At 60.4% G+C, this 13390-nt stretch carries 11 protein-coding genes; 5 read left to right on the top strand and 6 right to left on the bottom strand.

Annotated features, from left to right (window positions below; translation table 11 throughout):
* Positions 1-164 (top strand): integrase core domain-containing protein (locus ABR989_RS11075; RefSeq protein ID WP_428128441.1); only part of this gene is annotated, 164 nt, incomplete at its 5' end.
* 285 nt (positions 165-449) lie between these two features.
* Here the strand turns inward: ABR989_RS11075 and ABR989_RS11070 are convergent.
* The 4 genes from ABR989_RS11070 to pstS form a co-directional block, all read right to left on the bottom strand.
* Positions 450-1256, bottom strand: coding sequence for a DUF1828 domain-containing protein (locus tag ABR989_RS11070; protein WP_428128431.1), 807 nt, complete (start codon positions 1254-1256; stop codon positions 450-452).
* Complete coding sequence (locus tag ABR989_RS11065; RefSeq protein WP_428128429.1) at positions 1249-1773, bottom strand: hypothetical protein; 525 nt, start codon at positions 1771-1773, stop codon at positions 1249-1251. Before ABR989_RS11065 ends, ABR989_RS11070 begins: the two co-directional genes overlap by 8 nt.
* Before the next feature lie 532 nt (positions 1774-2305).
* Positions 2306-4306: an ATP-dependent helicase gene (locus ABR989_RS11060; RefSeq protein ID WP_428128427.1), complete on the bottom strand. Its 2001-nt coding sequence runs from the start codon at positions 4304-4306 to the stop codon at positions 2306-2308.
* A gap of 93 nt (positions 4307-4399) precedes the next feature.
* Positions 4400-5431 (bottom strand): phosphate ABC transporter substrate-binding protein PstS, encoded by a 1032-nt coding sequence (gene pstS / locus ABR989_RS11055; protein ID WP_428128425.1) that lies wholly within the window; start codon positions 5429-5431, stop codon positions 4400-4402.
* Between the two features lie 229 nt (positions 5432-5660).
* Here pstS and ABR989_RS11050 point away from each other — a divergent pair, with 229 nt between their 5' ends.
* Genes ABR989_RS11050 through ABR989_RS11035 form a run of 4 tightly spaced genes read left to right on the top strand, consistent with a single transcriptional unit; the run spans position 5661 to position 10241 of the window.
* Positions 5661-7979: a CaiB/BaiF CoA transferase family protein gene (locus tag ABR989_RS11050; protein ID WP_428128423.1), complete on the top strand. Its 2319-nt coding sequence runs from the start codon at positions 5661-5663 to the stop codon at positions 7977-7979.
* Between the two features lie 3 nt (positions 7980-7982).
* On the top strand, positions 7983-8555 hold the full coding sequence (locus ABR989_RS11045) for a hypothetical protein (protein ID WP_428128421.1): 573 nt from the start codon (positions 7983-7985) through the stop codon (positions 8553-8555).
* Positions 8556-8565: 10 nt separating this feature from the next.
* Positions 8566-8784, top strand: a complete 219-nt coding sequence (locus ABR989_RS11040; protein ID WP_428128419.1) for a hypothetical protein — start codon at positions 8566-8568, stop codon at positions 8782-8784.
* A 35-nt stretch (positions 8785-8819) separates the two neighbouring features.
* A complete protein-coding gene (locus ABR989_RS11035) occupies positions 8820-10241 on the top strand; it encodes an amidase (protein WP_428128416.1) in 1422 nt (473 codons plus the stop codon).
* Between the two features lie 34 nt (positions 10242-10275).
* On the opposite strand, the gene ABR989_RS11030 is transcribed toward ABR989_RS11035, so the two are convergent.
* Both ABR989_RS11030 and ABR989_RS11025 read right to left on the bottom strand, forming a co-directional pair.
* A complete protein-coding gene (locus ABR989_RS11030) occupies positions 10276-11247 on the bottom strand; it encodes an endonuclease/exonuclease/phosphatase family protein (protein ID WP_428128414.1) in 972 nt (323 codons plus the stop codon).
* A gap of 8 nt (positions 11248-11255) precedes the next feature.
* On the bottom strand, positions 11256-13355 hold the full coding sequence (locus ABR989_RS11025) for a thioredoxin domain-containing protein (RefSeq protein ID WP_428128411.1): 2100 nt from the start codon (positions 13353-13355) through the stop codon (positions 11256-11258).
* Positions 13356-13390: the final 35 nt, after the last annotated feature.

The following is a 13390-nucleotide window of genomic DNA, read 5'->3' as shown; positions in this document are numbered from 1 at the left end:
TCGCCGAGGCGCGCGAAACGATCGAGGCATGGCGTCACGACTACAATCACCTGCGACCGCACGGCAGTCTCGGCGCCTTGACACCGGCCGAGTTCGCAGCGCTTAAAGAACAGGAAACGCAACCGCCTCAGGAGGGCGAAACAACCGGCGGATTCTACTTATGATTGGCTGGAAATTGGGGAGCACGCCAAACGCAACCGCCCGAAGAGGGCCAAACTGCCGGCGGTCTCTACTTATGATTGGCTGGAAATTGGGGAGCACGCCACTGCCGGCACATCTTCCAGAAAGCGCCACACCCGGCCCATCACGAAGCCAATGAGAAGGCGCTCATGGATGAAACACGAAGTGGTTGAGGTGCAGCTTTCAAGGCAGAGGCGAGGGTTCTTCGGCCCGTGTAAGCAGCCGAGCTTAGCAAGCTGCGTTACGATTCGACTAGAACCGCGAGGCCGCTAACCGTCACTTGACAGAAGCTCCGGTACGAATCTCGGAAGACTTTCCTTCGCTACGTCTAGAGTTGAATACGCTTTCCCGCATGCATCTACGAAACGAGCAATCGTACGCTGATTGAAGTTTTCCATCTCATCAAAAATACCTACGCTCTTGTAATTCAGTTTCCATTGCTCGAATTTAAGAAGACTGATCGTGGCGATATCTGCCTTGTGTTCCGAATTTATTGCGAAGATAAAGATCGGCGTTTTCATTCCGTTTACGCGATAGTCAACTGGATATATTCCTGGTCGATCTCTCTCAGGGTCGTGCCAATTGGCCGTGATGCGTTGAGGGGTTACAATTTTCTCAAGATAACTTCTAACGTCCTGAAGAAAGGTCGATTGAACTCTTTCCTTTGAAAGATAACGAATGTCGTCGATTTTCAGCAGAGCTTGTATAAACGTATACAAGGCGTCGCCAAATCGATGGTCGGGGATCGGAAGGATCAATTCGCCATTCTTGTTTTCTATTTCAAAGCTCGACAGGATACGGTCAATCAACTCTTTGCGAGGAGGTTCGTCTAGCTCTTCATCGGATAGCCGATACGATAGCTGGAGAAAAGTATGTGCCTCGTCTGTCAGATACCAGCCGTCGTTGCGTTTTCTAAGTACGATTGGCAACCCGTCTCCATCACCGAAAGTCATAGGCGTGACAACAACGAACCGGTTTATTCCTTCAGACACGATTCGCAGCTCGTCGGCGACTTTGGCTTTGAAGTCGCGCTCGATCGCTTCAGAGCTTTCCATTGTTTTCTCAGCTTCAGCCATTGCCGCGCCAGAAATCGGATTGGTCAGGGTTTTTGTCAGGCTCGATCGGCGGTTTGTCGAAATTGCAATCTTTCAGTGCGAGATCGATAGCACTAAACACATCCGTATAGTCCGACGTTCCAACCGCATATGCTTCTTCATCTCGCCCATGTCTTTGAGCTTCTTCAGTAGCCATGTGAATATGAAACCCGGGAAGCGACTCTTTCGGCCCATTCAGTGGTTTGTTCACATGCGGTGCCGGATGACGTCCGTTGTAACGCCTCAAAATGAACAAGCTGTTCTCATTTGTCTTTCGAAACGCAATGATGACAGAAAAATCTAGGGGATAGTCGGTGCACTGTCGAACTCTGATTTCAAACTCTCCGGTCTGACCCCTTACAACCAATCCTGATCGCTTGTGTGAGGTCTTTTCTTTAGGTCGAAGAATCAAAAGTCGCCGTTCCCAGCGTCTAGGAAGTTGCTTTCGCTCGTTCACGAGATGCGAGACTTCCTCGTCGGTGAATTTCGCTTCTGCCATACAAACGGAGATGGTCGTGTGTATCGCCTCGGACGACGATCAATCAAGCGATTTAAGCCGATAGCCATACGGAAGTCTATGTTCGCTATTTGATCGTCTTTGTCAAGGTGATTCGGGTTCGACGAGAACCCTTTGGGGCAATTTCAGGGAGTGCTCCTGCCAGTTCAGGGTGATAGTCCAGCCCTGTTTAAAACGGGATTGGCAGGTAAGGCGTAAGGCTGCCTACGGCTCTTCGGACTCCTGCAACGTCGCGGTCTGCAGCAGCTCTGCCGGCACGTCTTCCAGAAAGCGCGACACCCGACCCATCACGAAGCCGAAGCTGCGATCGAACATGCGGGGGTGAACTATTCAGCCTGACCCCGGCGGATTTTCTATGCTACCCATCCGGCATGCTCAACCGCCTGGATACCGCTACTCGCCAGGCTCGCCCGAAATCGTGCGCCGCCCGCTTCCTGCGAATATTAATTTTGACGGAACGAAACTACCGATGGTAGCCGAGAGGCCCCAAAACTCCACATCTGGTATGAAATGCTCATTCGGACTCCTGCAACGTCGCGGTCTGCAGCAGCTCTGCCGGCACGTCTTCCAGAAAGCGCGACACCCGACCCATCACGAAGCCGAAGCTGCGGTCGAACATATGTATCGGATACGACAGGTACAGCTCGTCGCGCGCGCGCGTGCTCGCGACGTACATCAGGCGGCGCTCCTCCTCCATTTCGTCATCGCCCACGCTTTGCGGTCCCGGGAAGCGTCCGTCTGCCGCCCAGATCAGGAACACGACTTTCCATTCGAGTCCCTTGGCGGAGTGAATCGTGCTGAGCGTGAGGCGTTCGTCATCGGAATCCGTCGCGAGCATGCCGTCGAGTGAATCGTTGGGCGGCTCGAGCGCCATGTCGGCCAGCATCTGTTCGAGGCTCTTGTAGCGCTCGGTAAGATTCTGGAAATGTTCGAGGTCGCGCTCGCGCTTGGGATAATCGTCGGCGTACGCCTCGCGCATCACCGGCAGATAGTATTCGAGCGTCATCGCGATTTGCTCGGGTGGCCGCTTTTGGACATCCCGCAATTCCGCCAGCAGCGCGGCAAGCCGCTTGAGGCCGCCATCTGCGCCGCCGCGGGCCTGGTCGGCAAGTTTCGCAACCGCGGCCGCCGGATCGTCGGCTGCGATGAGCGCGTCGATCGTCCGCTCTGCAGTGCGATGACCGATTCCCTTGACCAGCGTGAGTACGCGCAACCACGACACGGCGTCCGCCGGATTCGCGATGACGCGCAGATGCGCCAGCACGTCCTTGATGTGCGCGGTTTCGATAAACTTGAATCCGCCGCGCTTGATGAACGGGATGTCGCGGCGCTGCAGTTCGAGTTCCAGATCGAAGGAGTGAAAACTGGAGCGGAACAGCACCGCGATCTGGCCGAGTTCGACCCCCTCTTCGCGCAGCTCCAGGATGCGCTGGGCGACAAACCGCGACTGCATGTGTTCGTCCTGCGCGCGCACCAGGAAAGGCCGAAAGCCACCCTCGCGCTGCGTGAACAGCGCCTTGGTGTACTTCTCGCCGGCGCGTGAAATCACGTCGTTGGCGACATCGAGGATTCCCTGGATCGAGCGGTAGTTCTCTTCGAGCTTCACGATCTTCGCGCCGGGAAAAATCGCGGGAAAATCCATGATGTTGCGGAAGTTGGCGCCGCGAAACGAATAGATCGACTGCGCATCGTCGCCAACCGCCATCACGTTGCGATGATTCATCGCGAGCAGGCGCACCAGGTCGGCCTGAATCAGATTGGTGTCCTGGTACTCGTCGATCATGATGTAACGATAGCTGTCCGACAGCCGGCGACGCACATTCTCATGCTGTTCGAGCAACTCGGCGAGCCGATACAGCAGGTCGTCGTAGTCGAGCAGGCCGCGCTCGCGCTTGTAGCTCTCGTAATTTTTCGCGAGTTCGAGAATTTCGGTCTGATGCTCACCGAGATGCGGAAAATCGATCTCGATTTCCTCTTCGAGCGCGCGCCGCTTGTTGCGCGCCATGCTGATCGCCTCGGCAATCGTGCCTTTCTTCGGAAACCGGCGCTCGCGCGACGCCAGTCCCATCCGCGTCCTCAACAGATTGACCACATCCTCCATGTCGGAGCGATCCAGTATGGTGAAGTTGGGCTTGAGGCCGATCGGCGCGCCCATCCGGCGCAAAACATTGTTGGCGAAGGAATGAAACGTACCGCCCGCGACGGCGCCCGCGCGATCCCCCACCAACTGCTCGGCGCGACGCAGCATCTCCTGCGCCGCGCGACGCGTAAACGTCAGCAGCAAGATCGCACCCGGCGGCACGCCGCTCTCGATCAGCCGGGCGACACGATAGATCAGCGTGCGAGTCTTGCCCGATCCCGCCCCCGCTACGACCAGCAGCGGGCCGTCGCGATGCGTCACGGCGGCTAACTGCGCGGGATTCAGCAGCTCGGCGTACTTGATCTTGAAGTTGCGCTCGTCGGCCGGCGACAACGACACCGGCTTTTCGCGCAGGTAAATTACCTTGTCGGCCACGTCAAGCGGGATCCTACCACGCCGCGCGCCGCAAGTTGCGATGCCCGCGATTGCCCCCGACGCCCGCGCCTCTCTGTGCCTGCGACTATCCCGTTACGGAATCTGAATCTGCTGAATCTGTTCCGTCTCTTTCTGCACGACTTCGGCCGGCAGCGGCGCGTACTTGAGATCCGGCGCGTACTTCTGTCCGTCTGTCAGCGCCCAGTGCAGGAACTTCACGATGTGCTCGCCGACATCCTTGTTGGTCTGCTTCTGATAAACGAGTAGCCACGTGAACGACGAGATCGGATACGCATCCGCGCCCGGTGCGTCGGTGATTGACACGCGGAAGTCGGCCGGCATATTGCCCGCCGCCGACGACGCCGCCGCGGTAACGCCATCGAGGCTCGCCTGCACCCAATTGCCCGCCTTGTTCTGCAATACGGCGTACGGAATGTGATTGTTGAGCGCGTAGATCAGCTCGACGTACCCGATTGCGCCGGGCGTTTGCTGAACCAGCGCCGTCACGCCCTCGTTGCCCTTGCCGCCGAGTCCGGTCGGCCACTTGACCGAGGTTCCTTTACCCACGTCCGACGCCCAGCTTGGGCTGACCTTCGACAAGTAATCGACGAATATATACGTCGTGCCGCTGCCGTCCGAGCGATGGCATACGACGATGTCCTGCGACGGGATTGCCGCGCCCGGATTCAGCGCCTTGATCTTGTCGTCATCCCACTTGGTTATTTTGCCCGAGAAAATATCCGCGATTACCGGACCCGTCAGGCGCAGCGTGCCGGTAAATCCGGGCAGGTTGTACGCGACCACGTCCGCGCCCATCACCGAGGGAAAGTGCAGAATTTTTCCGGGTGCTTCAGAAAGCTGTTGATCGGTCATCGGAGCGTCGCTCGCACCAAGATCGACGGTGCGATTCGAGAGCATCCGGATGCCGCCGCCCGAACCGATCGATTGGTAGTTGAACTTGATGCCCGGATTTTCTTTCTCGTAAACGTCGAACCACTTGGAATAGATCGGGTACGGGAACGTGGCACCGGCGCCGTTGATTAACATGTCGGCAAATCCGGAGCGGCCGATCCCTGCGATCGCCAGGACTATGAAAAATGCCAGGCTTAGTCGTCGTTTGAGCATCTTTTGAACTTGCCTCGAAGTTAGTCGTGTCCGTTGCGCGGATCCGGGTGCGCCGAAAGAAGCTATGCATCGGACATTAAGGGAGGATGAACCCGGCGTGTCCGTGGGTTGAATTCATCCGCCTGGAACCGGATTCCCGCGCATAATCGCGCTTTGGCGCGATCGTTTGCTTTTCGCGCCGCCACTCAACGACAATCCAATTCCCAAAAACGGCGCTTGGCAATCTTCAATGGGTAAATCACTCGACGGAATCAATATCGTTGAATTCGACTCTAACATGGGCGCCGCATACGCCACGATGCTGCTGGCGGAAAACGGCGCGCACGCCATCAAGATCGAGCCACCGGGCGGTTCACGCGAGCGCGGCACGCCGCACTTCCACGTCCTCAACCGCTCCAAGCGCGCGCTCGAGCTGGACCTCGACGATCACGCATCGCAGGCCCGAATTGCGGACCTGATTCGGTGGGCCGATATCGTCGTCACCGGCTTCACGCCGGCCCGGCTGAAACAACTGAACCTCGATCCCGAATCGATTCGCCGGATTAATCCGCGCGCGATTGCGCTCAGCGTGCCTCCGCTGGGCAGCCGTGGCCCCGACGCCGACTTCGACGCCAACGACGACCTGGTCGCTGCCCGCGGCGGAATCACCGGGAGCCAGTGGGCGCGCAGCGGCAATCCCGTCGCGCTGGTTTTCCCGGCGGCGAGTTATTCGGCGGGCGTGATGGCGGCGACTGCGGCCGTCGCCGCGATTCTGGCGCGTGGCGCCAATAGAGCGGGTGACGCGGTCGAAGTCTCGATTCTGGCCGGCGCGTTCTCGCTCCAGACCGGCGCAATCCTGCGTCACGAGGCATTGACCACCCTCTATGACGGGCCGCTGGACCCTCTCGGCCCGATTCCGGTTTATCGTTTGTTCGAGGCCGCCGACGGCAAATACCTGTTTGTCGCATGCGGCAACGCGACCTTCTGGGGCAAGTTCGCGATCGCAATCGATCGCCCCGATCTGGTCAGTGACCCGCGGTTCGAAAATGCGCCGTGGGGGATCGCGCCCTGGTACTGGGAGCCGCTCAAAGACATCATCGAGCCAATCATCCGCACGCGGACCCGCGACGAATGGCTGGGCATCCTGCGCGAATACGACGTTCCGTGCGCCCCGGTGATGACCCGCCACGACTTCATCGATCACCCACAGACGCGCGCGCTCGCGATGCGCAATGAAATCGACGACCCCGCTCTCGGCCGCATGATTCAGATGGGCCTGCCGTTGTTCCTGAGCGACACTCCCGGCGAAATCACGGGCCCTGCTCCCAAGGCCGGCAACGATCGTGCGGCGCTGCAATGGCTTGCAGAGCCAAAGCGCGACGCACCGCCGGAAAAGGACCTGCGCACGGCCGGACAGCCTCCGCTCGATGGCGTCATCGTGCTCGACTTCGCCAGCTACATCGCGGGTTCGTACGGTCCGATGATACTCGCGCAACTCGGCGCCGAGGTCATCAAGATCGAAAGCCTCGAGGGCGATTCGTTTCGCAATTTCGGTTTCGGCTTCCTCGGCTGGAACCAGGGCAAGCGCGGTATCTCCGTCAATCTTGCGACCGAAGAAGGCCGCGAAATCATCGATGGGCTCGCGGACAAGGCCGACATCGTGGTCGAGAATCTGCGGCCGGGCCGGATGCGCAAGTTCGGCTTCGATTACGAAAGCCTGGCGGCGCGCAACCCTCGCATCATCTATATGTCGATCAACGGGTTCGGAAATCGCGGACCCGAGCACAACCAGCCCGGCTTCGATCCGCTGTTGCAGGCGCGTTCGGGCGTGATGGCGGCGCAGGGCGGCCATCACGGGCATCCGGTGTATCTGACTTGCGCCATTTGCGACTACGGCGCCGCGATGCTCTCCGCGTTTGGATGCGTGCTCGCGCTGCGTGCGCGCGAACTTACCGGACGCGGCCAGTTATGCGAGACCTCGCTGTTGCAAGCCGCGATGGCTTTTCAGGCCGGCGAGTTTGCGTTCTATCCGGGCCGGCCGGACATGGAAAATGGCGGCGCTGAGAATCGCGGGCGCTCGGCGCTTTCGCGCGCCTACGGTTGCCGCGACCGCGAATGGCTATTCATCTCGCTAACCGACGATACTCAATGGAACGCGCTACGGACTATTCTACCGGGGCTGCCGAATGCCAACTGGGATGCGGCCGCGGCGGAACCGAACGAGGGCTCGCTCGCGGCGGCGCTCGCGGAGCAATTTGCCAGGCTCAATCGCAATGACGCTCTCGCAGCTTTGAAGAAATCCGCCATCCCGGCCACGCGGGTAAATCATTTAGGTGAATTGTTCGACGATCCGCAGGTCATCGCGAACGACCTGATCGCCGAGTTGTCTCATTCGCAATGGGGCCGCGTGAAGCAAACCGGAATGCTGACGAAGTTTTCCGCGACCCCCGGCACGATCGGCCGCGCCGCTCCGATGCTGGGCGAGCACACCGACGAGATCCTCCGCGAGTACCTCGGTTACCCGGCCGAAAAAATCGCCGCGCTGCGCGCAGCCCGCATCGTCAAGTGAGCGATGGATCCTGAGGCGGCAGCCGTCGTCACTCCGCATCTGCTCGCGCGCGAGGAGCTGCTCTGGTGCGGACGCCCGCATGATACGAGCGCTCTTCGATGGCGCGCGGGCGCGATTATACTGGTTGGAATCGCCGCGCTCGTGTTGCGTTCGATCCCGCTCGACTCCGGTCTTGCCGAGCGTGCTGACACCAATTCAATTCTGCTGGCGGTGCTGGTCGGAGTTTTGATCGCGGAGGCGATCGTCTTCCATTCCTATCTGTCGGAAACGTTTTACGGCGTCACCAATCAACGCGTGATCATCGTGTCCGGACTGAGAGAGCCGGAGATGGCGGCGGTTCTGCTTGACCGGCTGAACACTCCGCAACTCCGCATCCGGCGCATCTACCGCGATATAGAATTACGCGCTCCCAGTGACCGGATTTATCAATTAAAATATCTGCCGTTCACGAACCCTTCGGTCCCGCCGGATTGGATCGGATGGCCCGAGTGCTACCGGCTAATCGCGCTTGAAGACGCGCGCCCTGTGTACGACTTGATAGTCGAATCGGCGCACAAACTGGAATCGTCCGAATAGGAGAGACACTATGCCACTGGTTACCGGCCAAACCGTCAAACAGGTAATGCGCGATCTGTACGGCTACGAAATCTCCGACGCCGACGCGGATGCAATCGCGCACAGTGCGGGCGCGATGCTCACGCTCGCCGGACACCTGGGGGCGATCGGTCTTGCCGGGATCGAGCCGCCCTTCGGCTATCCGGTGCTGTTGGCCGAAGCGGCCCGCCTTGCCAAAGCCAGGTCGTAATACCACTTCAATACTCACTTCGAGGATTTATTCCGATGTCCATTCCATTTCAGGAACTACTCGATTTCGATGTAGCTACTCTGTCCGGCAAGCTGCGCGCGCGCGACATTTCACCGGTCGAGCTGACCGAGGCGTACCTCGCCCGAATCGAACAAACTGACGGATCGCTTCGCGCCTATATCACCGTCACCGATACGCTCGCGCGCAAGGCCGCGAAAAAAGCCGAGGCCGAACTCGCCGCCGGAAAATGGCGGGGACCATTACATGGCGTTCCGATCGCGCTCAAGGATCTCGTGTACACCAAGGGGCTTCGCACCACCGGCGGCTCGAAAATCCTCGCCGATTTCAAACCCGACCATGACGCGACCGTGTGGACGCGCCTCAAGCGCGCCGGCGCCGTGCTGCTCGGCAAACTCAACCTGCACGAGTTCGCCTACGGAATCACGTCGTCGAATCCGCACTGGGGAACCGTCCGCAATCCGTACGCGCTCGACCGAATCCCCGGCGGATCGAGCGGCGGCGCGGCCGCTGCGATCGTCGCGCGCAGCGCCGCCGCCACCATCGGCACCGACACCGGCGGATCGATTCGCATTCCCGCAGCGCTTTGCGGATGCGTCGGGCTGAAGCCGACCTGGAGCCGCGTCAGCCGCTACGGCGTCCTGCCGCTGGCCTACACGCTCGATCACGTCGGCCCGATCACGCGCACGGTTCGCGACGCCGCGATGATGTTGCAGATAATCGCGGGCGCCGACCGCAACGATTCCACCTCGAGCCGCGAGCGCGTACCCGATTTCTCAGCCGGCCTCGACGGCCAAATCTCCGGCATGCGCATCGGCGTGATTCGCGAACTTAACGACGGGCTGAGCGACGACGTCGCGCGCTCGTTCAATGCCGCGCTCGAGACGCTGCGATCGCTCGGCGCGACCGTTGACCACGTGACGATTCCCTCGCTCCCGCTGGCCGGCGTCATGAACGGCATCATCACCTGGGCCGAGGCGCTCGAGATTCACGAAGATTGGATGCGCACGCGTCCCCAGGACTACGGCGACGACGTTCGCCGCATACTCGAGATCGGAATGATGACGACCGCCACCAGCTACATCCGCGCCCAGCGCGCCCGTGCGCGCACGCTGGCCGAGTCGATCGCGGTGCTGGCCGATCGCGACGTGCTGGTCGCACCGGCCAGTGCTATCGTCGCGCCCAAAATCGGCACTACTCAAATCCTGGAAGCGCGCGAAGACCGGGTGGATGTCGTCGCGGCGATTCTGCGCTTCACGCAGCCCTTCAATTCGACCGGTCAACCCGCAATAGCTATTCCCACCGGTCTTTCGCCTGACGGACTGCCTATTGCGATGCAGGTAATCGGCCGTCCGTTCGGAGAGTCCGAAGTAATTCGCGTGGCCGCCGCTTATGAGAGAGCGCGTGGCGCGCTCGCACCTCCGTCGGAGATTGCGTAGCACAACGAGAGTATTTCACTGGCTCGCGTCGCGATTACAGTTCGAGATCGACCGTCACGAAATCGTGATCGGAGGCGCGGCGCCGCAAAATCGAAGACCGCGGCGGGACGACTGCCGCGGTTCCCGCGATCGGACGAAGCTCGCGGACTGCCAGCCAATCGAGTTTTGGCCTCATCGATCGCGGTATCAGTCCGGAAAAAGTGAAAGTCGCGCGATTGGCCACGTTGGCGCCGTCGATCTCGAGTCCGCGCTCTCGCAGATGATCGAACAAGGGCTCGTATGCCTCAGGCGCGTGGAACCTGTCCGGATTGGTGATCATTTGCCACGCCGTTGCCAACATCATGGCCCGGCTCGACAGCTCAGTGGTCGTCGTATTCAGGTCGCCGCCGAAAATCGCGCGGCCTGCCGCCGGGAACGACTCCAGGTAACTCGCCATCTGGAGCGCACGCTCGGCGGGCGTGCAGCGGCTGTGCAGATGCGCGACGCCGGCAGTTAACTCTTCGCCACCGAATTTCACTCTGGTGACCAATCCCGTTGGCGCGCCCACGCGCGACCAGTCCCGCATGCTTCTGGGCCATACCATGGGAGTGGGCGGCTCGTGCAGCGCGACGGCGGCCACCTCCTCGAACGGCACGGCGCTCAGGATCGCATTGCCCATGTACGAAACGATTTCGCTTTCGCTGCCCGGAGGTATCAGACCGAACTGGCGATTATATGCGCAGCTCATTTCGAGCGCCTCGGCGAGTTCCGTCGCAAGGTCACGGCCTGGCTTCCGCTTGATTCTCGTATTGACCTCGCATAGCAGGATCAGATCGGCGCCCTGGAGCTGCGGACGTTTGAGACACGCCGCGATTTCGTGGAACTTTCGCCCGCCGGCCGCGTTGAGCAGCACAACTCGCAGCCGCGCTTGCGGCCGACGGCGCGCCGCACGATTCACGACGATCGGCGGGAAATACGGCGTCGGCTTTGCGCCAGCCGTGGTAAAGTCGCGCGCGTCGCGGTCCATCGCCCGAGCTAGTCGACCAATTCCTTTTGAAGATCCTTGAACGTCGTAATCGGCGGTGTGCACGTGTGCTCGCGGCATACGTAAGCAGTCACATGACCGTCGATTTGCCGCTTGTCGCGCACCTGCTCGGGGATGAAGCCGGTTTGAGCGTCGCCATTGGCATTGTCCGCAACGAAAAAGAAGATCGCAAGATTCGGAACATATATGAGGCCGAGCCGCTCCGTCCATTCGAGCAGTTCCAGGGAGTTGCGGTTGCCGATAATCACAACTTCGGTCGGCCCGCGCTGGTAAAGGTCGACCGCTTCGAGCATGTGGGAGAACCCGAACGGCTGCTTCTCGATAAATTCGCGAAACAACTTGAGCGTCCGCTCCGCCTCGACCCGGTAGCGCTCCTCGCCGGTGTAGCCGTGCAGCCTGAGAAGCGCCATCACGGCAGCGCTGTTGCCCGACGGCGTCGAGCCGTCGAAAGCCGCCTTGGAGCGGGTGATCAGTGCTTCGTGATCGTCCGAGGTGAAAAAGAATCCACCCTTTTCCTTGTCGATAAATCGCTCGAGGATCACACCGGCGAGCTTTCGCGCGTGCGCCAGATATTTCGCGTCGAGCGACGCTTCGTACAGGTCGAGCATCGCGCCCGCCAACTGCGCATAGTCTTCGAGATAGGCATTGTGCCGCGCGACGCCGTCCTTGAACGACCGCTTGAGCGCGCGCCCGTCCCACATCGACGCCATCATGAAATCGGCCGCGCGCTCCGCCGCTTCCAGATACCGCCGCTCGTGCAGCGCGCGATATCCCTCCGCGAAGGCGCCGATCATCATCGCGTTCCACGCCACCAGAATCTTTTCGTCGCGGCCCGGCTTCACCCTTTGTTCGCGAGCCGCGAACAGTTTGCCGCGGATCTCGCGAATCTTCGACGCTATGTCGTCTTCCGAAACCTTGAACATCCGCGCGGCGTCGGCGAGATCGATCGTGCGATGCGGAATATTTGCGCCATCGAAGTTGCCTTCGATCGTGATGTCGAAATAGCGCTCCGCTATCGCGCCGAGCTCGGGACCAAGGACGGCGTCGGCCTGCTCGGGCGTCCAGATGAAAAACTTTCCTTCCTCGCCCTCGCTGTCCGCATCCTGCGCGGCGTAGAAGCCGCCCTCGGGACTCGTCATCTCGCGCAAAACGTAATCGAAGATTTCGCGCCCGACGCCAAGAAACTCCGGCTCATTCAACGCGCGGCCGGCGTCGAGATACAGCCGCGCCAGCAGCGCGTTGTCGTAGAGCATTTTTTCGAAGTGCGGCACGAGCCATCGCTCATCGACGCTGTAGCGATGGAATCCGCCGCCGATTTGGTCGTAGATTCCGCCGCGCGCCATCTTCGAAAGCGTGTGCCGAACCATTTCCGCCATCGCCTCGTCGCCGTCGGCCGCGTGCACGCGAAGAAACAGCGAGAACACGAACGTGTTGGGAAATTTCGGCGCCTGGCCCAGTCCGCCGTTGATGCTGTCGTAGTGCGCGGCGAGCGCGCGCGCCGATTCCGCCGCCAGTCCCGGCTTTAAGTCGCCGCCGGTGGGGACGTAGTTGGTGAGCGCGCCGAGCGCCTCGGTCAGCTTTTCGAGATTGTTGGCGACTTCCTTGGCGCCATCGCGATACGCGTGCGAAACCGCAGCCAGGATGCGCGGAAATCCGGGCATCCCATGCCGGTCTTCCGGAGGGTAGTAGGTCCCGCCGAAAAACGGCCGTCCGTCCGGCGCCAGGAACATCGTGAGCGGCCATCCGCCGCGCCCAGTCATTAGCTGCACCGCATCCATGTAAATCTGATCGAGATCAGGCCGCTCCTCGCGATCGACCTTGATCGGAATGAAGTTCTCGTTGATCAGCCGCGAGATCGCGTCGTTCTCGAACGACTCCCGCTCCATCACGTGGCACCAATGACAGGCCGAGTAGCCGATCGACAGCATGATCGGCTTGTTCTCCGCCTTCGCGCGCGCAAGCGCGTCCGGACCCCACGCATGCCAATCGACCGGATTGTACGCGTGCTGGCGCAGGTACGGACTTTGTTCGTTAATTAACCGGTTCGGCTTGCGGCCGGAATGACCTTCGGGATTGTTGGCCTGGCTCATGAATCTTGTTTCATCCTATCTGCCTGCCCACGCTC

Origin of the sequence: Binatus soli (SeqCode), from assembly GCF_050015535.1 — a bacterium.
In the GTDB taxonomy this organism is placed as follows: domain Bacteria; phylum Desulfobacterota; class Binatia; order Binatales; family Binataceae; genus Binatus; species Binatus soli.
This window is presented reverse-complemented; position numbering and strand designations above follow the sequence as displayed.